The organism is Dyella terrae, assembly GCF_004322705.1.
Lineage (GTDB): Bacteria > Pseudomonadota > Gammaproteobacteria > Xanthomonadales > Rhodanobacteraceae > Dyella_D > Dyella_D terrae.
Window position 1 is genome coordinate 1,013,859 of record NZ_SIZZ01000001.1, and the last position, 24,131, is coordinate 1,037,989.

Sequence of the window (24,131 nt, forward strand, 5' to 3'; positions counted from 1 at the left end):
CGCCGGTCAGGCGTGGTGCCGTGAACACGCTTGCGACACCGCTTCGATCAGGTCTTTGCGGGTGTAGGGCTTGGCGAGGAATCGCATGTCCGCATCGAGCCGGGTATGCGCCCAGCCCAGGTCACCGGAAACCACGATCATGGAGGCCTGGCTGCCCTGTGCTTTCAGGTCACGCGCCAGTTCGATGCCATTCACGCCTTCGCGCAGGTTCACGTCAGTAAACACGACGTCGATCTCCGGATGTTGCCGGGCGAACGCCAGGGCTTCACTTGCCTGCGATGCCTGCAGTACCTCGTAGCCCTCGTCTTCAAGCAGCATGCTGGTGACAGCCATGATGTCGGCGTCGTCTTCCACGACCATGATCAGGTTCACTACGGTTCCCTCGGTTGACGTGCGCGGATTTCAAAGCAACTGAAGTATTCCCAACGTGAGGGAATCCGCAAGTCCGCACGGTCATGTGAACGGTTTCCGAAATATCGTGCATTTATTGATCACGGATTATCCATGGCCGTGTAGTTCTTACGCTGCCCTGCACATTTTTCCCTCGCCAGCACACTCAAGCGTGTCGCCAATGGCTTCGTAGCGCCATTTCGGGCGCTGGCACGGCTATTGCCTCGTTATGGATGAGCCACTTCGGTGGTTCACCCCACTCATCCCCATGGAGAACGAGACGATGGCAGTAAACGACAACACTGGCGTAACTCCGGCACCTCGTGGTTTCGCACGCATGGACAGCCAGCGACAGAAGGAGGTGTCCTCATTGGGTGGCCGTACGGCCCATGCACGCGGCAATGCCCACGAATTCACGGCCGAGGAGGCACGCCTCGCCGGCCACAAGGGCGGACAGGTAGTGAGCGCGAACCGGGAACACATGGCGGCGATCGGCCGGATTGGCGGCCGCCGTGAGCGCAAGCCCAACAAGGCGGTCGAATCGCTCGACTGATCTGAATCAGGGATGTCACGTCTGCCGCAGGGACGCGGCAACACCCCGGCAAAAAGCGAGCGCCTGAGGGCGCTCGCTGGGTGGGGGAACCGGATCGGTTACCGGAGCCGGCGGCGGCTCTGGGTCGCCAAGCGGTGGCCGGTGCGGTTGAGGAACGGGAGGCTCTTCCGGACGGGGATCGGGGGGTTCGGAAGGTGCCGGCGGCTTGACCGGGTCCGGCACAGGGGCCGGCACCTCACCGGGCGCACCCGCCGCCACTATCGAATCAATGGGGCGCGGATACACGTTCAGCTACCTTCATCTTCAGTGAACGGGCGTCGGTCTTTTCAAGATCGGCGAGCGCGACAATGCCGCAGAGCAATTGCTCGCCATCAGTGATGGGCACGCGACGAATGCGCTGGCTCGCCATGAGGTGGGCAACGTCTTCAAGCGATGCGTCTTCTCCCAGGCACAGGGCCGGCGCCGTCATGTATTTGCCCACGGGGCCAAGCGTGGCGCTCTCGCCCTGGGCAACGCAGCGCAGGACGATGTCGCGATCAGTAATCACGCCCACGACATGATGCGCCGCATCAATCACCGGAATCTCGCCCACGTCCTCTTCCGCCATCAGGCGCGCCGCGTGTTCGAGCGTATCGTCGGCGCCACAGCAACGTGGATGCGCCGTCATGATGTCCCTTGCGTGCATGCTTGCTCCTCCCGGGGCCGCGACGTTGCGCGGCCCCTGCCGTCAATGGTCAGTGTTGGTGCTTGTTGCCCTGGTCCTGGCGCTGCGGATTCTGCGGCTGATGGCTGGCCTCGCGCTTCGGGCTCTGCTGATCCTGGTGCTTGCCTTCCTTCCCGGTGGCTTCGCGGGCATGCTGTTTCTGATCTTCCGGTATGCCGTGGCCAGGTTTGTTCTGCTGAGTCATGGGGAATGTCTCCAGAGGCTCGGCGCCCAATGGGGGAAAGGTGCATCTGCACGGCGTCGCGCCGAATGGCGCCGCACGCAAACAGCATCGCGGTGATCGCTTCAACGAAACGCGTGGCACGCATCAACGACCTCATACACAGGATCGTTTGCGTTTAGCCGGCGGTTATCTGCGTCTCGCGAAAACGCGACATATCGCGCGCTTCACGAGGCGTGGCGCATGCTTCTGACTCGTCAACTGCGTGGGGACGGCGATGAAAGTCAGACACGTCTACAGCGCCCCCGACATGGGCCTCGTCAAGCGCGCGATGGGCGCGGCACGCAAGGAAGGCATCGAAAGCCGCTGCATTTCGCTGATCGCCAGGCACGACATCGAGCTGGAGTCGATTCCTGACCAGCGGCGAGTGGTGACGAATGATTTTTATCCGGCTGCCGCGCGAGGCGTTGTCGGCGGCGGCGCCTCAGGTTTGCTGGTGGGCCTGGTCGCCATCGTCATTCCGCCCCTGGGCCTGACGCTCGCCGGCGTCGGGGCGATGACGCTCATCGGTGCCACGATGGGGGCGTGGGCCAGCGCGCTGGCCGGCGCGTCCCTGCCCGACCCCGTGCGGCGCAAATTCGAGCACGAGATTGAACAGGGCAGCATTCTGGTTGTCCTCGACGGCAAACGCGAAGTCATGCCACACGTGGATCTGGTCATGCATGACCTGGGACTGGTGCGCCTGCCTTTCGAGCAACCGACCATGCTCACTTGAGCAACGATTCAGTCCTTGGGTGCCTTGGCGGGAATGAAGGGCGACACTGGATCGCTCGCGGGAAACGTCTCTTCGAGCGAATGATCCTGGTTCTCGCTCTCGGCGCGCTTGCGTGCCGCACGCTCAGCTTCACTTTCCTTCTTTCTGTCTTCGCGGTCGGACGGATGATCGAGGTCTTTGCGATCGTGCTTAGCCATGTGAAGGCTCCTTACGCTTTTGACCGACCTTGCGCCCCGGCAGATGAACCGCAAGTGCAGTCCCCGCTTCATCCGCCCTGAGATTTCAGCGCGTGAATTCAGCATGTTGCTGGCGTTCATTCTTGCGCCTCGCTGTAGACAAGTCGTGCACTTTTGCGCGCGCAGTATTGCTTGAGTGCGGTCGACAAGGATGTTTGCAAACGCTCTTTCGCCGGATGTCACCGCATGCACCACTCGCCTCTGTACGAGAACAGCATGCCCCTCTCCGCTCCCACCATCCTGCTCGTCGATGACGATGCGTCCTATCGCAATGCTGCCGCGGCGCACGCGACGCTCAAGGGCTGCAAGGTCATTCCTGCAGCGACTTATGCCGAGGCACAAGCGGCCGCCAGCGCGCATGAATACGACCTGGCCCTGGTCGACCTGGACCTGCCTGATGGCAACGGCCTGGATCTGCTGAACGACATCGCGCTGGCGCGTGCCGGCCAGGCCGTCGTAGTCACCGCATTTCCGACCATGGATACCGCCGTGCGCGCCGTCAAATCCGCGGCCATCGATTACCTGATCAAGCCGATCCGCGGCGCGCAGCTCAATGAGCTTTTCGACCGGGCCATCGCCAGTGCGGCGCAGCGCCAGGGCGAGCCGGAACCGGACAAGGTGGGCGCGCTTATTGGCAAGAGTGGCGCGATGCGCCACGTCTTTGCGGCCATCACCCGCGTTGCTTCGACCGATGCCACCGTGCTCATCTCAGGCGAGAGCGGCACGGGCAAGGAACTGGCCGCCCGCGCGCTGCACGAGCTGAGTGGACGCAAGGGTGATTTCGTGGCGGTGAATTGCGGCGCCGTGGCCCATGAGCTACTTCCCAGCGAATTATTTGGCCACGCCCGGGGAAGTTTTACCGGCGCCATCAGGGAGCACGCCGGCTTCTTCGAGCAGGCGCAGGGTGGCACCCTGTTCCTGGACGAGTTCACCGAAATGCCCCTGGCCCTGCAGACGCATCTGCTACGCGTTCTCGAGGAACGAAAAATCACGCGCGTCGGCGCCGACAAAAGTCGCAGCATCGATGTCCGTGTCATCGCGGCATGCAATCGCGATCCCTTCAGCGCGGTGCAGGAGGGGATGCTGCGCTCGGACCTCTACTACCGCCTCATGGATTTCCCCATCCACATGCCACCGTTGCGCGAGCGCGTGGGCGACATTGCCTTGCTGGCCGCCCATTTCCTGCGACAACTCAATCAGCGCTACGCGGCGCACCTGCAATTCGCTCCGGGTACCCTGGAAAGCCTTGAGCGTTACGCCTGGCCCGGCAACGTGCGCGAATTGCGGCATCGCATCCAGCGTGCCTTCGTCCTCGCCGAAGACGTCGTTGACTTGTCTTTGCTGCCACCACCACCGGGTTCACCCGGCCGTGACAGTGGCGCACTCAACATGGAAGTGGGGATGACGCTCGAACAGGTCGAGCGTCGGATGCTGATGACCACGCTGGCGCACTACGGCTACGACAAAGTCCGCGCCGCCCAAGTACTTGGCATCAGCACGAAGACGATCTACAACAAGCTGGCCCGCTACGCGGCCAGCGACGAGGCGACAAGACGTACATGACATCGACGCCAAGGTTGAGCGATGCCCTGCTTGGGACATGGATGGCCAAAGTGAGCGGGGGGCCGTGTCCGCACCGTGCCGTCCAGGAGTTGCTGGATGTGATGCGCGAGCATGTGGGGGCCCGGCTTTGCCTCATCGTGAAAGTCGATCCGCAGCACGGCGAAGGCGGCATCCACTGGCGAAGCCCGGCCGCACATGGCGTCACCGACTCGGCACTCACCGGACTCGATGGCACCCTGACCGAACGGGCGCTGATCGCGGGCGGTCCGGCGACGTGGTTTCGAGGTCAAATACCCTCGGATCCCTGGCCAGACAGCGAGGGTTTGCAGCGCGGCGTCGTGCTTCCGCTGGTGCGGGGCGATAACGTATTTGGCTCGCTGGGCATCTATTTCAGCGACGATACGGTGATTGATCGCGAACTCCTGGACGGGCTGGATCGCTTCACCACGCTGATGTGGCCACTGCTGCGATGGGACAGCATGGACGGGCATACCCAGACCCACGAAAGCGCCGGATTCGTTGCCCAAGATCCTCAGTGGGCCCATCAGGTCAACAATGTGCTTGGCTCCATCGTTTTGCACGCGGACCTGGCGCTCACGCTGCACAAGAAGCAGCCTGGCGATCGCGTGAGCCAGTTGCTGGAGGAGATCTGCGCGGAGACGATTCGTTGCGCGCAAGTCGTCCAGCAGTACGGAAGCCACTGACTAAGCCGGGTTTCATGCGATGGGCGGCAGCCCTTGCCGCACGTCGTCCCAGCCTTCCCAGGGATGGCTGCGCTGGCGCGCCAGGCGACGCATCGACTTGGACATATCGAATGCCGACGCCGCCCCTGCGCGGCCCAGTTCGTCCCAACGCAAAGGCATGGCAACGGGCGCACCTTCGCGGGCGCGCAGGGAATAGGAAGCAACGCTGGTCGCGCCACGGCTGTTGCGCAGGTAGTCGATGAAGATCATGCCGGCGCGCTCGCGCTTACTGGCCACCGCAACGAAGCGATCGGGCCACTGCGCTGCCAGAGATCGCGCGATCCCCTGGGCAAAGGGTTTGACCGCGTCCCATGGACAAGGAGGGCACAGGGGCGCCACCACGTGGACACCCTTACCGCCCGTCAGGCGTACAAACGACATCAACCCCATCCCGGCCAGCACTTTGCGCACGGCACGCGCCCCCGCCACGACATCGGTCCAGGTGACATTGGGGCCGGGATCGAGATCGAACACCACGAAGGTGGCGTGCCCGGGGTCGCGGGCAAGCGCTCCCCATGGATGAAACTCAAGGCTGCCGAACTGGACGAGTTCAAGCACGGCATCCGGCGAGTCGGGACACAGGTACTCATCGCGGGCGCCACTGACCTCCTCCATGGGCACGGTGGCCACGCGCTTCAGGCCAGCAATCTCGTGCTTCTGGAAGAAACAGGCCGAACCGCGTCCCTCGGGGCAACGCAGGACCGATGTCGGGCGACCCGTCACGCCCGGGAGGAAGGCGTCCATGACCGCGGCGTAGTAATCGGCCACCTGCTGCTTGGTGATGCCCTTCTCCGGATAGATCACTCGCTCCGGATGCGTGATGCGGACCTTCGCGTCCTCGGTACGTGCCATGAATGCTTCCCTCAAGCTCGCGCCACGTTAGGCGCTTGCACGTGACCTTGCGGTCGAGACATACATGGTGGTCACGCGCGCTTTACCCCGGTGCCGGTTTGCTAGACATCCCCGGTCGGAAGAGATGTCCTCATGCCACGCCCCCTATGGAACGGCTCGCTTTCATTCGGACTGCTGAATGTGCCCGTCTCACTGATGCCAGGCGAGCGCAAAGTCGACCTCCATTTCCGCATGCTCGACAGCCGCAACAAGGCGCCGGTGCGCTATGAGCGCGTCAATGCCGAAACCGGCGAAGAGGTGCCGTGGAAGGATGTCGTTCGCGCTTATGAATACAAAAAAGGCAGCTATGTCGTACTCGAACCGGAAGACATTCAGGCCGCGCGCTCCGACAGCAAGGAAACCGTAGAGATCGAAGCGTTCGTCGATGCGGCTTCGCTATCGCCGGAGTTCTACGAGAAACCGTACGTTCTGGTGCCCAACAAAAAAGCCGAGAAAGGCTATGTGCTGCTTCGTGAAACGCTGAAAAAGACCCACCGCGTGGGCATTGCCCGGGTCGTCGTCCGTTCGCGCGAATACCTCGCCGCCGTCGTGCCCAAGGAACACGCCTTGCTGCTTCTGCTTCTGCGCTATCCGCAGGAGGTCGTGGATGCCGAAGAGTACGCGCTGCCCGACGCCGCTCCGGCCAAGTACAGGATCTCCGCCAAGGAAATGGAGATGGCCAGGCAGTTGCTCGAATCGATGACCACGACATGGAACCCCTCCGACTACCAGGATGAGTTCCGCGACCGGCTTCGCAAAACTATCGAAAAGCGCATCAAGTCCAAGGGAGCCGTGACGCCGCCTCCAGAGATTGCGGAAGGCGATGACGAAGGCGCTGCGACCAATGTCGTCGACTTCATGAAACTTCTGCAGAAAAGCCTCTCCGAGAACCGTCGTACACCCGCCGAGCGAAAGTCGCCGGCCAAGAAAGCAAACGCCAAGAAGGCGGCCGCCAGGAAGACGGCCGCGAAGCGGACTGCCACCGGCAAAGCGACGCGCAAGCGCGCCCGACGCTAAAGGAAGACTGGGCGGGACGCCCTGCAGCGTCCCGCCCAGGTGCGCCGATCCGGTTGTTTCGAACTCAGAACCGGAAGCGCACAAACAGTGACGGCCCATCGACCCGCATGTTCAGGTCATCGTAGTAGTCGTGATGGCGTTGATTGAGCTTGATCTTCTGGTAGCCGTATTCGGCACCAAGGCCGACGTTCTGCCACGGGAACCATTCGAGGCCAAGCGCGGCGTTGTAGATGTGGCCGTTGAGATTGCCACCATTCTTCTTGATGCCCGACGCGTCGATGTAGATGCGGAACTGATCGCTGACGGCGTAGCGCCAACCCAGTTGAAGCATGGGGGCCCAGGCACTGTCATCGCTGCTGCTTGATGCCTGCCCGCTGATGCCGCCCACGCTGGCTTCACCGCTGAGGCCGGTACGAAGACGGTAGTAAGCCGCACCAAGTCCAACGCCGAACACACTTTGCCCCGAGCCGAACCACCATCGATACGCCGCGCTGCCAAAGCCGAAATCCAGCTTGCCTTTGACGCGCGCCGAGGCCAGGTAGTCATTGCCACCAAACCGGATGTCCTTCGTGAGTGTCTTGGTTTCGGAGCGGTTGATGTTGTAGTAATCGAATGAAAAGCCCTGGTGATCGCCGAGCAACCAGTCAAGGCGCGCACGAGGACTGAACTTGTGATCCGGAAAGCCAAGATCGTCTTCAAGGCCGAAGCGGCCGTAAACCAGACCACCGTTATCCCCTGCCCCGATCTTCGTATCGGTGTTGGCCCAGTAGCCGCCGAGCCAGATGCTCACGCGATCCAACGCTGGGGATTGATCGGCAAACGCCGAACTGCTCGCCGCCAGCATCGCCCATGTCAGCGCCGCGCACGAGGCATGACGGAGTTTGCTCGAGTTCCCTTGATTCATGCGTGTTTTCTCCCGTGAAAGTTCCCGCACCTTAGGAATTCAAAAGTGCACATCGGGTTGTCGGGGTGTGAACAGCACGGCAAGGTTCGCGCAAGCATTCATCGACGTGCATGCCGATTCACGCATGCACGTCGCAGGGAGGCGATCAGGCAGGTAACTTGCGAAACGCGATGGCAAAGCGATTCCATGCATTGATAGTGGCGATCAGCAGCGTCAGATCCGTGATTTCAGCCGGCGAAAATTGCGGTTTCGCGAGATCCCATACGTCGTCGGGCACGTGTGTCTGACAGATCAGCGTGACCGCTTCCGTCCACGCCAGCGCCGCACGCTCCCGTTCGCTGAAGAACGGCGTTTCGCGCCAAACGCTCAACGTCGCCAGCCGTCGCTCGTCTTCGCCGGCCTTGCGCGCATCGCGGGAATGCAAGTCAACGCAGTACGCGCAACCATTGATCTGCGATGCGCGCAGTCGAACCAGTTCGACCAGCGGTGGCTCGAGCCCGCTTTGGGCGATGCGCTGTTCGAGGGCCATCATCGCCCTCATTGCATCGGGACTTGCCTTGTAAAAATCAATCCGGGTGTTCATCACGGCTCTCCTCAGTTTCGGTAGTCATGCATCGCGGTGCGGGCGAAGCTATCTCAAAGCTGGCTCATGCCACCGTCGACGACGATCTCGGTCCCGACGATGAAAGCTGACTCAGGCGAGGACAGATGCAGCACGGTCGACGCCACTTCTTCCGGTTTGCCGAATCGGCCGAGCGGAACCTGCGCCTGAATCTGGGCGGCCGTCGCGTCCAGTTGCGCCTTGTCCAGGCCCAGCTTGCCGTAAAGCGGCGTCGCCACCGGCCCCGGGCTCACGACGTTCATGCGGATACCTTGCGGCAACAACTCAGCCGACAGCGTTTTGGCCAGCGAGATCACCGCCGCCTTGCTCGCGGCGTACACCGATGACGCCGGCATCCCGATGCGCGCATTGATCGACCCGTTGATAACCAGCGAAGCACCACGATTGAGCAAGGGAAGCAAGGCCTGTGTCTGAAAGAAGACGCCTTTGGCGTTGACGTCGAAGGTCTGGTCCCACAAGTCCTCTGTCACCTCCGCGAGGTTTGCAAACTTTGCCATGCCTGCGTTGAAGAACACGGCATCGAGGCGCACGCCATCGCCGGCCAGGTCACGCGCAAGCTCCGCCGCACCATCACGGGACGATGCGTCATTGCGGATACCCCGTGCGGACGGACCAAGTGCCGTGACGGCCGACGCCAGGGTCGATGCGTCGCGGCCGGTGATGTAAACCTTTGCGCCTTCGTCGATAAACGCCTGGGCGGATGCGAGGCCAATGCCGCTGTTGCCGCCGGTGACCAGGACCGTCTTGCCTTCGAAACGTTTCATGTCGCAATCCTTCAAAAGTTGGGGGAAGTTGAGTGAAAGATTGCGCCCGGCCATGCCGGATGCCGTACCATCGCGACGACGAAGACGTTCGAAGGTGTCGAACATGTTGTCCGAGGACGAACTGGCTTTGCTGGAAGCGATCCGCGACAGCGGCAGCCTTTCGCGTGCCGCTGCGCGCCTGGGCAAGGCACCATCCACCGTTTCGCACGCCGCCCGGCAGCTGGAAGCGCGATTCGATGCGCTGCTATTCGATCGGCGCCGCTACCGACTGCAGCTCACGCCTGCCGGCCAACTGCTGGCCCAGGAGGCCGCCCGGTTGAGCCTGGATGTCTCACGCCTGACCCAGCGCGTGAAACAGGTCGCCAGCGGCTGGGAAGACCGCCTGTGGGTGGTGACCGACGAGCTCCTGGAGTTCGAACTGCTGATTCCGGTCATCCAGGCGTTCGATGCCCTGAGATCCGGCGTCAGCCTGCGAATAACCCATGAAGTGCTGGGCGGCACCTGGGAGTCCTTGCGCGACGGACGTGCGGACCTGGTGGTGGGTGCGACCAACGAGCCACCGTCCATGCCACACCTGAAGTGGTTCGAGCTGGGCGTGATCGACTGGGTTTTCGCCGTGTCACCCCGGCATCCGCTGGCGAAGGTACGTGAACCGCTCACACGCGACATGATCGCTGCGCATCGAAGCGTCGTCGTGGCCGACTCGTCGCGATCCACTTCGGGCCGCGTCTATGGCGTTCAGAGCGGGCAGCCGGTGCTCGCCGTACCGAGCATGCAGGCGAAAGTAAGGGCGCAGCAGGAGGGACTGGGCGTCGGCTGGGTGCCACGTGATCGCGCCGCTGGCCTGATCAAGACAGGCGCGCTCGTTCAGAAGAAAGTCGCCAACCCGCGCGAGCCCAACGTGCTGTATGTCGGCTGGCGCGGCGACCAGGAAGGACGCGCCCTGGCGTGGTGGCTGGAGCAGTTGCGGCAGCCGCGCCTCGCGCGTCGACTCCTGCAGGGACGTGAGATCACGGCCTGACCGTCAGGCCGCCAGCGTCACTTCGCGGCCACCGAGCCAAAGCGCAGCATTCAGGGCATAGCGACGTGTGGATGCCATGGCCCCGGCGTGGCGAAGCAACGCATGCCCCGGTGGCTCCGACACGAAGCTCGGCGCACCCATGCGGGTATCCCAGTTGTAATCGGCGAAATGATGAAAGGTGGACTGCGCCACTGCCGGTCCACGTTGCGTGGTGGGTTCGAACGCGATCGCAAGATTGAACATGCTTCCGCTCACTTTGCTTTGCCCGCGCGCAACAATGCGCGCCGTTTCGTCGCCAGCCGGCACGCCCACCGCGCCTTCATGGGGATGGGAGGGCAGATAGCGCAATACGCCGTGCCGCCCCTCCGGCGAAAACAACACGGCATGCGGATCGCCTTCTGCCTCGATCGACTGCCAGTCGCCGTTGGCGCCCGAATGAAAATTGGGCCAGGAAATATTGGCCGTAACCCGGTCGTCGATGTGATGACGTGATGCATCGGGATCAAGGTTGTGCGTATGGAAGTAGTTGGCCGCACCCACGTCGCCCAAACCACACACGGAGCAACCCAGATCCATGTGATCGCGCGCCACCAGCAAGCCGCCACCGCGCAGGCGGAAACGTTCGATGGCCTGGCAATCCTCTGCATGCAGGCCATCGCCCGTATCCACGGCGAACAGCCAGATCTCATCGAAGTTCGAATGATCGATTTCCGACAATAGCGGATCCGGCCGGTCAGACGCACCGCGATCGCGCATGCTCACTTCAAACAACGCTCGCCCGTGCCGATCGGTTGCCTCGGCCAATAGCTGTCCAAGCATCGAAAACCGACCGATATGCCAGTCGTCGTCCGACGTCGGGATCGTGGTTTGCAGCAGCACGCGAATCGGTCGACTCATGGGCGCTCCGGTCATCCGCCTCGGGACAGGCCTGCTTCTGGATGGGCCTGGACGGGATCATCGGACGGTCCACGTGAATTCTTCGCCGAGGACGAGGCCGCTCGAAGCGTCAGGCGTCTTCCGAGATGTCGCTGCGATAACGCTCGGCCGCGTGTCGCAGGGACAACTTCGGCAGAAGGGCCCGACGCGCCTCATTGATCGCGTCCCATTCGCCCAGGTCCGGCAAGGAAGGAATGGTTACCAGCTCGCCCTGATTGAGACCGGCAAGTGCGGCATCGACGAGTTCGTCCACTTCCATCACCATGTCAGCCGGAAAGCGGTCCAGGCTGCTGCCCGCCCGCTCCCAGATATCGGTGCGCACCACGCCGGGCAGCACCACCTGGATACGCACGCCATGGCCCGCCACTTCCCGTTGCAGGGCCTGGCTGAAGCTGAGCAAATAGCTCTTGGTCGCCGCGTAGCTGCCGCCGAATCGTTCGGGTGCGAGGGCCAGTACCGAAGACACGTTCACGATGGTCCCGCGCGCCTGCGACAGGAGCCGAGGCAGCATGGCCCGGACAAGGCGGGTCGGCGCCGTGACATTGAGCGCGATCATCGCCTCGACCGTGTCCGGGTCGGCCTGGGCGTTGCCACCGGACACGCTCATGCCGGCGTTGTTGATGAGCATGTTGATGGCATCGTCGCCGCGCAATCGCTGTTCGATGCGCGAACGGTCATCCGGCAAGGTCAGGTCCGCCGGCATGACCTCGACACGAACAGCGTGGTGCTGTTGCAAGTCCGTGGCCAAAGCGTCGAGCTTGTTCTGCTGGCGGGCTACCAGAATCAGGTCGTGCCCCTGGGCGGCCAGTCGCCTGGCGTACATGGCACCGATGCCGGAGGAAGCACCCGTGATGAGCACCGTGTCGGGATGAATGCGAGGGTTCATGGCGAGGTTCCGGTGCGGGGCGATTCGTCACTGTAGACAGAGCACGGGCTTCGCGCCATCGTCCTGCTCGGCCGATCGGTGAAGATCGCGTCAAGGTGGAGGCGGTTGCGCCCGCTGAGCCACGCGCTACGCTAGGCGGGTTGGCGCTGCCAGCGCCGATGTCCTCACCACGCATGTGTGGATGCGCCTGGGTGACCCGATGGGTGATTCGACGGAGTGTGCTCCCTGATGGAAGCGAGCGACGCGCGTTACCGCCCTCTCCTGCAAGCGATGGCCGTGTCGCTGTGGGAACTTGAGTGCATTGGACTCGAAGCCGTCTTCGATGATCTTCGCGCGCACCAGGTTACCGATCTGCGTACGCATATCGCCACGCATCCTGCCTTCGTCGATCTCGCGCTGGAAGCCGTGCGGATCGTGGACGTCAACGAGCGAAGCATCGAATGGTTCGGTGCTTCCAAGCGCGAGGAACTGCTCGGTTCGGTCCGGCGATTCTGGCCGCCGGCAAGCCGTGGCGCCTTTGCCGAAGCGCTGATGGCCTGCTTTTCATGCGACGTCGATCGCGATGAAAAGCTGCGTGGCGTGCCTGGCTATCAAGGCGAAACGCGCCTGTTGACGCTGCAGGGCGACGAAGTCGATGTGCAATTCACGCTGACCTGGCCCACCGATGACGTGCCTTCGACCACCCTGCTCGTCGGCATGATCGATATCGCCGACCGCAAACGCCTTGAGAAGGTGCGCCTGTCGCAGCAGACGGAATTCACGCGCGCTGCGCGCACGTCCATGCTGGGCGAACTGACGGCATCGATTGCCCAGGCCATTACCCAGCCCATCAGCGCGATAGCCAACGACGCCCGCGCGTCGCTTGGATGGCTCGACCGTTCGCCACCGGAAGTCCGGCAAGCCACGCAGTTGCTTCATCGCGTCGTCGCCGACACGCACAGGACGATGGACGTGATGTCACGCGTGCGTCAGATGTCCCTGTCCCAGGCACCGGACCGAATCGTGGTTTTCCTCCAGGAGATCATCCAGGACGCCGCCGCTTTCCTCAGTCATGAAATCCAGAACCATCAGGTGAAACTCCGGCTCGACCTTCACCCCGACCTTCCTCCCGTGGAGGCTGACCGCGTGCAGATGCACCAGGTCATCGTGAATCTGTCGATCAACGCCATGCAGGCCATGGCCGAACAAGGCGAAGGCGATCACCATCTCGCGCTCTGTGCCCACTCCCTGGGCGACCTGGTGCAGGTGGATGTCGAAGACAATGGCCCGGGCGTCGCACCGGAAGACATGAACCGGCTGTTCGAAAGTTTCTTCACGACGCGGACGGATGGCCTTGGCATGGGCCTGGCCATCTGTCGCTCGATCGTCGAAGCACACCAGGGCACGATCTGGTTCGAACCCGTTCCCGGGCGGGGTTCGCGCTTCTGCTTCACGCTGCCTGCCGCGTAATTTTCCACGCACCTGGCCATTCGACGGAGGCCCTCGGCCATGCGTCGTATGGCAGCGTCTTCATCGCAGGCGCTACAACGCGAATGCTCCTACCGCCCGCAGGAATCGCATGACCACGCCCACCGCCGCCCACCCCGTCACCGAATGGCCGCTTGTGCGGCAGTGGCTGGAAGCGCGCTATACGCGCCGTTTCTTTTCATCGGCATCGCTGATGGAAAACCTCTATCGCGGCGTGTATCCCACCTTTGCGGCCGCCCAATCGAGCGTCCCCTCGGCGCGCCAGTCGAGCTATGACAACAAGGCATCCGCGGATCTCTATCGCGAGCGCACGCGCCGCGTGTATATCAATGACTATCCAATGATGCTGTGGCTTTCGAAGTTCTTCGAAAGCGGCGCGCGATCCGTATTCGACCTGGGCGGTCATGTCGGCATCGCGTATTACTCGTACCAGCGGTACCTGCACTATCCAGACGCCATGCGCTGGCAGGTCATGGACGTGCCGTCGGTCAACGACGCAGGCAAAGCGTGGGCGGAAGACAACGATCCGAGCGGTCGCCTGAGCTTCACCGACCAGGCACACGATGCCAGTGGCGTGGACATCCTGTTCGCGGCGGGTTCGCTGCAATATCTCGATTACACGCTGGGCGATCTTTTGCGCAGCCTGAAGCAGCTACCGCGCTTCCTGCTGCTCAACTCGGTGCCGATCCATACGCGCGACTCGTATTTCACCGTGCAGAACATGGGAACCGCGTGCTGTCCTTATCGCGTCACTGCCGAGCGGGAATTCCTGCACGACCTGAAGGCACTTGGGTACGGCATGAAGGATCGGTGGGAAAATCCCCACCGTAGTTGCATGATTCCATTTCACCCTGATCATTCCCTGGACCGATATTTCGGTTTCAGCTTCGCGCTGGAAAACTGAGATATTCATCACACCGGGCGGGGTGTAAGCGGCCAAGCTGTTCAACGGCCGGCCGAATGCGTGCGCGAATCACGCAAAAATTACAGACCCGACGCTCAAGATGCGTCAATATCCGCACAGCCGCCCAGGCTGAGACGAACTCGTCCCATGGCAGTACTCCGACAGAGCCGCCGGCGCTGGCCTGTCAGTGATACGCCGAGGCGAACTCGCTGTGCCCGATGGGCTGCTTAGTCATGATGCCCTGTGGCATCGTTTTGATTTTTTTGCCAGGAGGGGAAGCATATGCGGCATTTGCCGAGTCGTGGATTCAAGGCACTGGTGGCCCTGGCGCTACTGGCGGGTTCGGTGGTCGGAACGCAGGCTGTGGCTGCCGACGGTTCCACCAATGGTCTGGGCCAGTCGTGGCCCAACGCGCAGGACGTGAGCTCCAGTGCCCGCTGGCACGTTTACGTCTTCACGCGTAATGGCGTTCGCTACGTCCAGGTCAACGACCTGCACGGCAATGTCCGCGGCGCGATCGCTACGGCGGGCGGCAGCTTCATGGTTCTTCCGATCGGCGTGGACGCCAACCGCGTTGCCACCCCCGATGACCCGCAGCCGGCGCCGGCCAGTACCGATGGCGACATCGTCTACAAGGACGACGCCGTGCAGGTGCTTGCTGCACCGCAGGCCGATGGCACCGTGATGATGCGCGCTGCCCTGTCGACCTGTAAGGATCCGGTGGAGTGCAGCTCGCGCGTCGACTGATCCAGGAAGTCACCAAGCCGCCACCGGCATCCGGTGGCGGCTTTTTTTATGCGTGTGGGGGTGCTCGCTGCGCGAGCGGTGAATCCGCGCCTGCGGCGCTGTGAGTGGTCAATAGGAAGAGCAACCAGCCTTCAGCAGCGCGCTTAACGAAAAAGCCCCTAGCTGTAAGCCACGGGCTTTTCCCTATTCACCATTGACCATTCACCATTTACCGGCGTCAGAGACGCCGATTCACCCTTGCTGCGCCTGCGCGCCGGGCTTCATCGTGCGCAATGCGTCATGCAGCAGGATCGTGATCCGCAGACCTGCCGACGTTTCACGCACATGGACGCCGCCGCCATAGATCTGGGCGCGTTCGCGAATGGTCTCCACGCCGAGGCCGGCGGCACCCAGCAAGGACATCACCTTCTTCCAGGACTCGGTCGCCGTTGCTGTGTCGCCGGCAAGCGCGTCGCGCACGCAATCCATGCGCATGACCGCCCAGCGCTGGCCGTGGGTCAGGCCACCGCGGACCGTCAGCTCGACGTGGCGAATGGACTGCCGCGTGAGCGCGTAGACCAGTGCCTCGCTCGCCAGCCGGTACAAGGTCATGTGCACGTCGGGCGCGAGCAGGCTAAGCCCCCGACCGGCAAGAACGCACTTGTAGCTGGCACCCGTCATCGACACGGCCTGTGCCAGCGGCCCGTCCTGCAGGGTGGCCGGCACGCCGCGCTCGCGCCATGCGCGCGGATAGAGCGCGTTGGTGAGGCGATGCATTTCGTGCTGGGCCAGCGCCGCCTGGCGCGAATACGCACGCTCTTCGTTGGCGGGCAGCGTGTGGCGAAGGCGGTCGAGCAGCCGGTTCTGCATGTCGCGCATCGACTGGCCGACGTGTTCCAGCGCCTCGGCCGCCTGGCGAAGGCGCTGCTCTTCCTGATAAAGGCCTTGCTGAGCCAGCAGGAGGCCCTGCTCCTTGACCAGGTGGTCGCGCAGATCGACATCCGACTGGCGCGCGATACGCGAGCCGAACATCAGCAAGGTGGAAATGGCGAAGGCGATGATCGCCTGGGCCTGGATGACATAGGGATCGCGGACCACCGATGCGGTGAAGGCCACCGCGATGCTGGCCAGGGCGCCACCCACCGCGGCACCCTGCCAGCCATGGCGCAAGGCCAGCCAGGCGACCGGCAGGAACATGGCAATGCGGCAGATCTGCATGGTGTCGCCGGAGCCGGCGTAGCCGATCAGGCCCAGCGCAACCAGGACCGGCACCAGGTACACGAAAGCGTTGCGCAGCAATCCGCCGCGGGCCATCGCATGACCCAGCCACAGGCGGGTATTACCCATCAGCCAGCCGCGCGCGGCGATCATCACCGGCGTAAGGGTCAGTGCGCCAAGGAAATTACCCAGAAAATATCCAAACACGATCTGCAAGGTCACGCCCTGCAGCGGGGTATTGTCGGGCGACTGCACGACCGCCAGGGCGGCGGTATTGCCTGCCGTCGTCAGGACGGCGCAAATCAGCATCGCTACCAGCAGGAGCGCCATGTCCACCCGCCCCTCCGACTGCAGCAGCCGGGTCCGGCGACGGAACCACGCGACCACCGGTGCGCAAGGCAGGATCGGCGGAATGGCCGCCAGCAGCGCCCAGGTCGTCCCGAATTCTTCGCGGCAGATGTACGAAATGAACCCCAGCGGCAGGAACTCGCCGACGATCATCGCGGGCCAGTAGCGGTAGGGAACGAACAGCAGTGCCGCCAGGCGCAGGCTGGCCGGCAGGCTCCAGTTGGAAACCGAAACAGCGCGGAGCAGCATGTAGCAGGCAGCATAAAGAGCCGCCACAGCGATGTGGCGAGCCCATGCGAACCGTGCTGTTCCTTCCTGCATAGCTTCCTTCCCCGTCGTAGCTTTCATCCCTCTCGCTCACGCTGGTACTCGAACTGCATGGGCGGATCTCGCTGCAGCTGGTGGCGTTATCCCCGACGCCCCCGACCTACGAATGATCAAACGGTTTGCCCCCGTGCGCTACGCCGATGGATCGGTCTAAACGGGGCTGATCATCCGAAAGTGTGATAGACATCACACTTGCCTCGTTTACGTCTCGGCTGGGCAGGCTTCGACGTCAGCAAATCACTCACCATTTTGCCATGTTGGCGCTCCTGCGCCAGTGCTTTGGTCATGACTGGGACCAGAAACTTTCCTAGAAGTGCCCAGTACATGTCCTACCCGGCCGCTTTTGCTGGGCCTACATCCGAAAACGTCCGGCGCCGACAGCCGTTGTCGGCCTGCCGGCCAGTTCAAACGGCCAGGTGGCTCAGCTTGCGCAATTGCAGGCTCGCCACGATCTGCAGGATGCCGTAGATGAGGGCCGCGGCTCCGATCCAGATCGCCAGGGTCAGCAGGCCGGCCGCCGGGTACCCCACGAAGAGCACGCCCAGGACAATCGCCAGGACGCCACTGAGGGCAATCATCCACTCACCCTTGATGTGCTTGCGGATGCGAATGGCCAGCAGGATGCGATAAATCCCCGCGACGACCAGCCACGCCCCCAGGAAGACGAGCAGCACGCTCGCCACCACCGCCGGGTGGAAGATGCCCAGAAGACCAAAGATGATCGATGCCACCGCGTAGACGAACAGCAGCGCCTTGGAAATGCGCACGTCGCGGTTGAACAGCGCAAGGATGCTGGTGATGCCTTCGGCCAGGGCCATGATGCCGAATGCCCAGGTCAGCGCGATTACCGTCGTGCCAGGCCAGACGAGCGCGCTCAGGCCAAACAGGACCGAGATCACCCCGTACAGCATCAGCACCCACCAGCTACGGGCCAGGCTCTCTCCAAACATGGAATGCATCACTCCCCCTTAAGCGTGCCCGGGTCCCTGGAACGAGGCGATCCTCCTTCCGCGACAACGCGCCGTCCGCGTGGCAGACGGCCATGGCGGTACTTTCAGGACGGCGGGGTCGAAAGCTCGTGAAGGCAGGATGCTGCGCGCGAGCGCAGGGTATTGCGCGAATCAGACGCGCCGCTGCGACCACATGCCGCGGTCGGCAAATCCATGCTCGGGCGTTCCGAACGCGCCGTGCGGCACGAACACGCCCACCAGTCGCGGATCGGGCTCGGTTCCGTAGAGGCGCAGCCGCGCGAAGGCGATGGCGACCTGGTCGCCTTCATGGAGGGACAGCCGCGCTACGTCACCCGCATGCCATTCGGCATCCAGGGTGATGCCGGACGCCCCGTCGATCGCGAGGGCGGCATGAACGGTCGCACCGCGGGACAGCAGGCTTTCGATGCGGGCCGGCACCCCCCATGGCACGCGAGGGGCAAGCCGCACATCCTCCGGCCGCACCCAGGCCTCGACCTCCCTGCCCGGCTCCCAGCCTTCGGTGTCGCCGGCGAGGCGGTGACCGGATACCAGCAAGGCGCCTGGCACCACAATCGCCGGAAGCCGGGTGCCTCGCCCGACAAAACCATGGACGAAGGGACTGGCGGGCACATCGTAAATGGCGTCGGGTCGACCGACCTGCGCGACCCGGCCCTCGTGCATCACGACAACGCGGTCGGCCATCTGGAGCGCCTCTTCCTGATCGTGCGTCACCATGAGGGTGGTCAGCCCGAGGGACCGCTGCAGATCGCGCAACCAGCCACGCAGGCTCACGCGCACCTGCTGATCAAGCGCACCAAAGGGCTCGTCCAGCAAAAGCATCGCGGGCTCGACCGCCAGTGCGCGAGCGAGGGCGACACGCTGGCGCTGGCCACCCGAAAGCTGCGAGGGGTAACGCGCCGCGTATTCCGCCAGTTGCATCCGCTCGAGCAGGGCCAGCACGCGCTGCCGTATCGCCTGACGTCCAGGTCGGAGCGCGCGACGACGCACGCGCAAACCGAATGCCACGTTCTCGAACACGGTCATGTGCGCGAACAAGGCATAGTGCTGGAACACCAGGCCCACGCCTCGCCGGCTGGCGTCATGCGCAAGCAGGTCTTCACCGTCGCGCAGGACGCTACCTTGATCGGGCGCATCGAGCCCGGCCAGGATGCGCAGCAAGGTGCTCTTGCCTGAGCCCGATGGCCCCAGGAGCGCCACCAGCTCCCCGGGCGCCACGTCGAGCGACACGCGATCGAGGGCGACGAATGCGCCGAAGCGGCGCGTCAGCTGGCGTATCTCGAGTGTCATGGCATGCGCTCCCCCGCGATGCGCGCGTTCGCCGCCAGCTCACCACCGTGGCGCCATTCAAGGGTGCGCTTCACCACCAGAGTCACCAGGGTCAGCAAAGCCAACAACGATGCCAGGGCGAACGCCGAAGTGGTCGCGCTGACGCTCCCGCCGTTGTAAACCTGCTCCACCTGCAGCGGCAACGTACTGGTCACGCCGGGCAAGTGCCCCGAGACCACCGACACCGCACCGAACTCGCCCATGGCGCGCGCGTTGCACAACAGCACGCCATACAGCAGCGCCCAGCGCACGCGCGGCAGGCTGACCCGCCAGAAGATCTGCCAACCCGATGCGCCCAGGGTTCGCGCGGCCAGCTCCTCCTCGCCACCGTGCGCCTGCATGACAGGAATCAGCTCGCGTGCCACGAAGGGAAAAGTCACGAAGACGGTGACGAGCACCAGTCCCGGCACGGCGAATACCACCTTGATGTCATGCGCCGCGAACCATGGTCCGAACCAGCCATGCGCGCCATAGGCCAGCACACAGACCAGGCCCACGACCACGGGAGATACCGAGAACGGCAGGTCGATCAACGCTTCAAGCCAGGTGCGTCCGGCAAACCGGTAATGGCTGATCGCCCACGCTGCAGCGATGCCGAATACGGTATTGGCCGGCACGGCGATCAGCGCCACTTGCAGCGTCAGTCGCATCGCGTCGCGCGCATCGTCGTCAATGAGTGCCGCGACGAAAACACCCCACCCCTTGGCCAGGGCCTGCGCGAAAACCACGGCCAGCGGCAGCACCAACATGACCCCCACGACCAGCCAGGCCAGCACGATCAATCCCGACCGCATCCATCCTCCGGCATGTCGATGCGATACCTGCAACGCGATGGCGGCCATCAACGCACCTCCCGCCATCGACCGCTCCAGCGTTGCAAGCCATGTACCGACAGGAGTGCCAGCAAGGACAGGAGCAGCATGCACGCTCCGAGCATCGCCGCCGGCGCGATATCCCCGCCGCCGTCGATTTTCTGCACGATCAGCAGCGGAACGATTTCGGTGCGCATGGGAAGGTTTCCCGAAATGAAGATCACCGAACCGTATTCACCGACAGCGCGCGCCAACGCCATCGCAAATCCAGTCAGGAGCGCCGGCGTCAGTACAGGGAGAACCACGCGATGGAAACGTTGCCAGCGCGAGGCACCGAGTGTCCACGCCGCTTCCTCGACGTCGGCTTCAAGCGACTCAAGCACTGGCTGGAGCGTGCGCACCGCAAAGGGCAAACCGACAAAGACCATGGCCATCAAGACGCCAAGCCGCGTATAGGCCACCTGCACGCCCAGCACGGCCAGCCACCGGCCAAGCCATCCGTCGGGCACGTACAAGGCGGTCAGCGCAATGCCAGCGACGGCCGTCGGCAAGGCGAACGGCAAATCGATCAGCGCATCGCAAAGCCGGCGCCACGGAAATCGATAGCGCACGAGCACCCACGCCAGCAGCATGCCGAGCACGACATCAATGAACGCCGCCAGCACCGCGCCACCAAAACTCAGTTGCAGCGCAAGCAGCACGCGACGCTGACGCAACAGGCCCCACCAGGCATCCCAGGGCTGCTCGGCGACACGAAATGCCAATGCCGCCAGTGGTAGCAGGACGATCAGGCTGAGCCAGGAGATCGTCACGCCCAGACTCAACCCGAAACCCGGCAGCGTGTGGCGTCGATTCAACGTGGCGCCTCGCTGATCTGGTCGAAGATGCCCCCATCGGCGAAGTAGGTCGCCTGGGTGGCGCGCCAGTCGCCGAACGTCTCCGCCAGCGTGAATGTGTGCACGTTGACGAACTGGCCAGCATGTCGGGCGACCACCGCCGGATCACGCGGTCGATAGAAATACTTCGCCGCCAGCTCCTGGCCTTCTCCTGAATACAGGAACCGCAGATACGCCTCGGCCGGCTTGCGCGAACCATGCTTGTCGACGTTCCTGTCGACCACCGCGACGGGTGGTTCGGCCAGGATGCTAAGCGACGGCGCAACGATCTCGAACTTATCGGCGCCCAGTTCCTGCCGCGTTTGCAGCGCCTCGCTTTCCCACGCAATGAGAACGTCGCCGATGCCCCGCTGCGCGAAGGTCTGGGTCGCACCGCGCGCACCGGCATCGAGCACGGGTACGTGGCGATACAGCCGGGTGACGAACGCCCGCGCGGAAGCGGGGGTCCCGCCCGGCTGACGCTGCGCCCAACCCCAGGCTGCGAGGAAATTCCAGCGAGCGCCGCCGGAGGTTTTCGGGTTGGGCGTAATCACCTGCACGTCGTCCTTGACCAGGTCCGGCCAGTCATGGATGTGCTTCGGATTGCCCTTGCGCACCAGGAACACGACCGTCGACGTGTACGGCGTGCTCTGCTGCGGCAGCCGTGACTGCCATGACTTCGGGAGCAGGCCATGGTCAGCGAGCACGTCGATATCCCAGGCAAGCGCGAGCGTCACCACGTCCGCTTCAAGTCCATCCTGGACGGCGCGGGATTGCTTGCCCGAACCTGCGTGTGAACTGGTGACCTTGAGATCCTGGCCCGTATCCCGCTTCCACTTTGCGGAAAAGGCCGCATCGACCTCTTTGTACAACTCACGGGTCGGATCGAACGAGACGTTGAGCAGCCTGGCGTCCTGCGCGTGGGCAGCGGCTCCCGCAACCAACAGCAACATCGCACCTATCTTCCGTTGCCAGCCCATGGCCTCTTCCTCGCCGACGGACCGGTCGGCCCTTGTCCACGATATTCCCGAGCCGCAAATCCGCGCAGAAATGATCTGTGTGCATATGCACATGCCACCCTTCGCGGCCATGCGTCGCACGCCATGCGTAGATTTACTAGCCAGCACCTAGGTAGGAGTTCGCTGCCTGAGCGCCGTGCATGACGTGAATACTGGGAGCGATGGCCGCGGCGCGAGAAACCCGGCCGCCCGATCGGAGCGCACCGCCATGTCCACATCGTCCAGCGAACAGCCGACCCGCCCAGGCGACCACCAGCCCATCTTCACCGACTCCAACCACGTGCGACTGCTCCGTCGCGCTCACCTCATTCCTCCGGGTCAGCTACCGGAAGCCCGTACGCGGATCCTGCATGCCATTGCCCTGGGCTGGCTTCCCTTGCCAATTCTCTGCCTGGCGCAGGAATGGCTTCATGGCAATGGAGCCGCACTTTCGTTCCTGACGGATATCGCCGTGCACGCACGCCTGTTAATCGCCGTGCCCGCGCTGATCATCGCCGAATACATCGCACGCCCCCGGCTGGAAGTTGCCGCCTGGCACTTCGTGCATTCGCGCATGCTCGACCCCGACCGCGTCGTCTGGTACCAGGAGCTGGCATCGAGTTCACGCAAGCTCGGCCAGAGCGTCTGGCCGTCCGTCACCCTGGGCGTCATTGTCTATGCCCTCGTCTTGCTGTTGGCGCTGACGGTGGACCCCCGTGAATTCCCCGCGTGGCAGCACCTCACCAGCACGGGCCGCATCACGCTTGCCGGTGCGTGGCACATGCTCGTGAGTCTCCCACTGCTGCTGGGTCTTGCGCTGGCGTGGCTGTGGCGCCTGTTCATCTGGGTGCGATTCTTGAGTCGCGTCGCTAAAGAAGGCCTGCGCCTGATTGCTTCGCATCCCGATCATGCTGGAGGGCTTCAGTTCCTCGCCATGACGCCTCGCGCCTTCGCACCCGTTGCACTGGGTTTCTCTACGGTCGTGGCAGGAACGCTTGCCAATCGCGTGTTTCACGAAGGCGTCAAGCTGGCCGACCACAATGCAACGCCCATCATCACGGCCGCCGTGCTCACCGTGCTCTTTATTTCGCCACCACTTATCTTTGCCAAGCTGCTGCGCATCACCAAGCGCGACGGCGTCATGCGCTACGGCATGCTGGCCAGCCACGTCGGCGATGCGTTCGAACACCGGTGGCTTGCCGACGGCACGCTCATCGACGGCGAGTCACTCTCCCAGCCCGACTTCTCGGCGACGACCGACCTGTACGCCGTCGTCGGCAATGTGTATGACATGAAGCCGGCGATTTTCAGTCGTCAGACCGCGGTCATGCTGATCGTGATGTCCTTGCTTCCCTTTGCACCCATCTGGATCACGGCCATCCCGCTGCAGACGATCCTGAAGACCATCGTCGGCATGTTGTTCTGACGAACCGAGACCCTTACATCGCGTCGCGATGGATGTCGTAAAGATCGATGCCAAGGCTTGAAGAAACGTAGGGCTCGCCGCGCAACGCGGCGTTCACGGCATCGATCAGCTGCTCGCCCGCCTCGCCTTTGAGCACATATCCAAGGCCAATCCCCAGCGCCTTGCGCGCAAGGGCCGCGTCATCATGCACCGTAATGAACACGATGCCCTGCGAGGGGCGACGCGACCGCAGCTCCTTGGCCGCCTGCAGGCCATCCATCCCGGGCATGCTGATATCGGTGACCACGACGTCGGGCAGGAGCCGCCCTGCCGCTTTCACCAGGGCCTCTCCATGTGCCACGACCGCAACCACCTCGAACGATTCCTGAAGCAACTGTCGGAGTTGCTCGGCCACCGTTGGATGATCTTCGGCCAACAAGACCGTCGCTTTCTTCATTGCGATCAACCCAGGCTGGACAAGCCAAGGATGAACCGAAGCGGGGCGCGGCGATATAGAAAATGACCGCTGATTGCTACGTAAAAATACT

26 protein-coding genes and 1 pseudogene are annotated in these 24,131 nt (G+C 63.3%); 10 read left to right on the top strand and 17 right to left on the bottom strand.

Annotated features, from left to right (window positions below; translation table 11 throughout):
- Positions 1-6: 6 nt before the first annotated feature.
- The gene (locus tag EYV96_RS04570; RefSeq protein ID WP_131150296.1) at positions 7-372 is read right to left on the bottom strand and encodes a response regulator; all 366 of its coding nucleotides are present in this window, start codon (positions 370-372) and stop codon (positions 7-9) included.
- A 301-nt stretch (positions 373-673) separates the two neighbouring features.
- Between EYV96_RS04570 and EYV96_RS04575 the strand changes: the two genes are divergently transcribed.
- Positions 674-943 carry a stress-induced protein gene (locus EYV96_RS04575; protein ID WP_131150297.1) on the top strand — a complete coding sequence of 90 codons (270 nt, stop codon included), beginning with the start codon at positions 674-676 and terminating at the stop codon, positions 941-943.
- Between the two features lie 265 nt (positions 944-1,208).
- Here EYV96_RS04575 and EYV96_RS04580 read toward each other — a convergent pair whose 3' ends face one another.
- Together EYV96_RS04580 and EYV96_RS18725 are read right to left on the bottom strand one after the other, a co-directional pair.
- Positions 1,209-1,628 carry a CBS domain-containing protein gene (locus EYV96_RS04580; protein WP_131150298.1) on the bottom strand — a complete coding sequence of 140 codons (420 nt, stop codon included), beginning with the start codon at positions 1,626-1,628 and terminating at the stop codon, positions 1,209-1,211.
- Between the two features lie 49 nt (positions 1,629-1,677).
- On the bottom strand, positions 1,678-1,851 hold the full coding sequence (locus tag EYV96_RS18725; RefSeq protein ID WP_165488591.1) for a hypothetical protein: 174 nt from the start codon (positions 1,849-1,851) through the stop codon (positions 1,678-1,680).
- Between the two features lie 253 nt (positions 1,852-2,104).
- On the opposite strand from EYV96_RS18725, the gene EYV96_RS04585 reads away from it, so the two are divergent.
- Positions 2,105-2,602, top strand: coding sequence for a hypothetical protein (locus tag EYV96_RS04585; protein WP_131150299.1), 498 nt, complete (start codon positions 2,105-2,107; stop codon positions 2,600-2,602).
- 8 nt (positions 2,603-2,610) lie between these two features.
- On the opposite strand, the gene EYV96_RS04590 is transcribed toward EYV96_RS04585, so the two are convergent.
- On the bottom strand, positions 2,611-2,799 hold the full coding sequence (locus EYV96_RS04590; RefSeq protein ID WP_131150300.1) for a hypothetical protein: 189 nt from the start codon (positions 2,797-2,799) through the stop codon (positions 2,611-2,613).
- Between the two features lie 225 nt (positions 2,800-3,024).
- Between EYV96_RS04590 and EYV96_RS04595 the strand changes: the two genes are divergently transcribed.
- Positions 3,025-4,401, top strand: a complete 1,377-nt coding sequence (locus tag EYV96_RS04595; RefSeq protein WP_205746088.1) for a sigma-54-dependent transcriptional regulator — start codon at positions 3,025-3,027, stop codon at positions 4,399-4,401.
- A gap of 41 nt (positions 4,402-4,442) precedes the next feature.
- The gene (locus tag EYV96_RS04600) at positions 4,443-5,105 is read left to right on the top strand and encodes a GAF domain-containing protein (RefSeq protein ID WP_338068484.1); all 663 of its coding nucleotides are present in this window, start codon (positions 4,443-4,445) and stop codon (positions 5,103-5,105) included.
- Between the two features lie 12 nt (positions 5,106-5,117).
- Here the strand turns inward: EYV96_RS04600 and ligD are convergent, their stop codons facing one another.
- A complete protein-coding gene (gene ligD, locus EYV96_RS04605; protein WP_131150302.1) occupies positions 5,118-5,996 on the bottom strand; it encodes a non-homologous end-joining DNA ligase in 879 nt (292 codons plus the stop codon).
- 132 nt (positions 5,997-6,128) lie between these two features.
- Here ligD and ku point away from each other — a divergent pair, with 132 nt between their 5' ends.
- Positions 6,129-7,052, top strand: coding sequence for a non-homologous end joining protein Ku (gene ku / locus EYV96_RS04610; protein ID WP_131150303.1), 924 nt, complete (start codon positions 6,129-6,131; stop codon positions 7,050-7,052).
- Positions 7,053-7,116: 64 nt separating this feature from the next.
- On the opposite strand, the gene EYV96_RS04615 is transcribed toward ku, so the two are convergent.
- From EYV96_RS04615 to EYV96_RS04625, 3 genes are all read right to left on the bottom strand, one after another.
- Positions 7,117-7,956: a hypothetical protein gene (locus EYV96_RS04615; RefSeq protein ID WP_131150304.1), complete on the bottom strand. Its 840-nt coding sequence runs from the start codon at positions 7,954-7,956 to the stop codon at positions 7,117-7,119.
- A 145-nt stretch (positions 7,957-8,101) separates the two neighbouring features.
- A complete protein-coding gene (locus EYV96_RS04620) occupies positions 8,102-8,539 on the bottom strand; it encodes a carboxymuconolactone decarboxylase family protein (protein ID WP_131151494.1) in 438 nt (145 codons plus the stop codon).
- A 53-nt stretch (positions 8,540-8,592) separates the two neighbouring features.
- Positions 8,593-9,342, bottom strand: a complete 750-nt coding sequence (locus EYV96_RS04625) for an SDR family oxidoreductase (protein ID WP_131150305.1) — start codon at positions 9,340-9,342, stop codon at positions 8,593-8,595.
- A gap of 103 nt (positions 9,343-9,445) precedes the next feature.
- Here EYV96_RS04625 and EYV96_RS04630 point away from each other — a divergent pair, with 103 nt between their 5' ends.
- Positions 9,446-10,363, top strand: coding sequence for a LysR family transcriptional regulator (locus EYV96_RS04630; RefSeq protein WP_131150306.1), 918 nt, complete (start codon positions 9,446-9,448; stop codon positions 10,361-10,363).
- A gap of 3 nt (positions 10,364-10,366) precedes the next feature.
- Here EYV96_RS04630 and EYV96_RS04635 read toward each other — a convergent pair whose 3' ends face one another.
- Both EYV96_RS04635 and EYV96_RS04640 read right to left on the bottom strand, forming a co-directional pair.
- Positions 10,367-11,260 carry a hypothetical protein gene (locus EYV96_RS04635; protein ID WP_131150307.1) on the bottom strand — a complete coding sequence of 298 codons (894 nt, stop codon included), beginning with the start codon at positions 11,258-11,260 and terminating at the stop codon, positions 10,367-10,369.
- Between the two features lie 109 nt (positions 11,261-11,369).
- Positions 11,370-12,185, bottom strand: coding sequence for an SDR family NAD(P)-dependent oxidoreductase (locus EYV96_RS04640; protein WP_131150308.1), 816 nt, complete (start codon positions 12,183-12,185; stop codon positions 11,370-11,372).
- Between the two features lie 228 nt (positions 12,186-12,413).
- Here EYV96_RS04640 and EYV96_RS04645 point away from each other — a divergent pair, with 228 nt between their 5' ends.
- The 3 genes from EYV96_RS04645 (at position 12,414) to EYV96_RS04655 (ending at position 15,303) form a co-directional block, all read left to right on the top strand.
- Positions 12,414-13,634, top strand: coding sequence for a sensor histidine kinase (locus tag EYV96_RS04645; RefSeq protein WP_131150309.1), 1,221 nt, complete (start codon positions 12,414-12,416; stop codon positions 13,632-13,634).
- Between the two features lie 109 nt (positions 13,635-13,743).
- Positions 13,744-14,556, top strand: a complete 813-nt coding sequence (locus EYV96_RS04650; protein ID WP_165488592.1) for a methyltransferase, TIGR04325 family — start codon at positions 13,744-13,746, stop codon at positions 14,554-14,556.
- 282 nt (positions 14,557-14,838) lie between these two features.
- Complete coding sequence (locus EYV96_RS04655; protein ID WP_240732341.1) at positions 14,839-15,303, top strand: hypothetical protein; 465 nt, start codon at positions 14,839-14,841, stop codon at positions 15,301-15,303.
- Positions 15,304-15,534: 231 nt separating this feature from the next.
- Here EYV96_RS04655 and EYV96_RS04660 read toward each other — a convergent pair whose 3' ends face one another.
- The 6 genes and pseudogenes from EYV96_RS04660 to EYV96_RS04685 all read right to left on the bottom strand — a co-directional run bounded on the left by EYV96_RS04660 (position 15,535) and on the right by EYV96_RS04685 (position 22,133).
- Complete coding sequence (locus tag EYV96_RS04660) at positions 15,535-17,196, bottom strand: MASE1 domain-containing protein (RefSeq protein ID WP_131150311.1); 1,662 nt, start codon at positions 17,194-17,196, stop codon at positions 15,535-15,537.
- A gap of 383 nt (positions 17,197-17,579) precedes the next feature.
- Positions 17,580-18,125 carry an HdeD family acid-resistance protein gene (locus EYV96_RS04665; protein WP_240732342.1) on the bottom strand — a complete coding sequence of 182 codons (546 nt, stop codon included), beginning with the start codon at positions 18,123-18,125 and terminating at the stop codon, positions 17,580-17,582.
- 270 nt (positions 18,126-18,395) lie between these two features.
- Positions 18,396-19,454, bottom strand: a pseudogene (locus tag EYV96_RS04670) (sulfate/molybdate ABC transporter ATP-binding protein); the annotation flags it as partial.
- Positions 19,451-20,335 carry a sulfate ABC transporter permease subunit CysW gene (cysW, locus tag EYV96_RS04675; RefSeq protein WP_131150314.1) on the bottom strand — a complete coding sequence of 295 codons (885 nt, stop codon included), beginning with the start codon at positions 20,333-20,335 and terminating at the stop codon, positions 19,451-19,453. The pseudogene EYV96_RS04670 and the gene cysW, both read right to left, overlap by 4 nt.
- On the bottom strand, positions 20,335-21,162 hold the full coding sequence (gene cysT / locus EYV96_RS04680; protein WP_131150315.1) for a sulfate ABC transporter permease subunit CysT: 828 nt from the start codon (positions 21,160-21,162) through the stop codon (positions 20,335-20,337). Before cysT ends, cysW begins: the two co-directional genes overlap by 1 nt.
- Positions 21,159-22,133, bottom strand: coding sequence for a sulfate ABC transporter substrate-binding protein (locus tag EYV96_RS04685; RefSeq protein WP_205746089.1), 975 nt, complete (start codon positions 22,131-22,133; stop codon positions 21,159-21,161). The genes cysT and EYV96_RS04685 overlap by 4 nt, the downstream gene beginning before the upstream one ends.
- 274 nt (positions 22,134-22,407) lie before the next feature.
- Here EYV96_RS04685 and EYV96_RS04690 point away from each other — a divergent pair, with 274 nt between their 5' ends.
- The gene (locus tag EYV96_RS04690; RefSeq protein WP_131150317.1) at positions 22,408-23,604 is read left to right on the top strand and encodes a hypothetical protein; all 1,197 of its coding nucleotides are present in this window, start codon (positions 22,408-22,410) and stop codon (positions 23,602-23,604) included.
- A gap of 13 nt (positions 23,605-23,617) precedes the next feature.
- On the opposite strand, the gene EYV96_RS04695 is transcribed toward EYV96_RS04690, so the two are convergent.
- On the bottom strand, positions 23,618-24,040 hold the full coding sequence (locus EYV96_RS04695) for a response regulator (protein ID WP_131150318.1): 423 nt from the start codon (positions 24,038-24,040) through the stop codon (positions 23,618-23,620).
- Between the last annotated feature and the right edge of the window lie 91 nt (positions 24,041-24,131).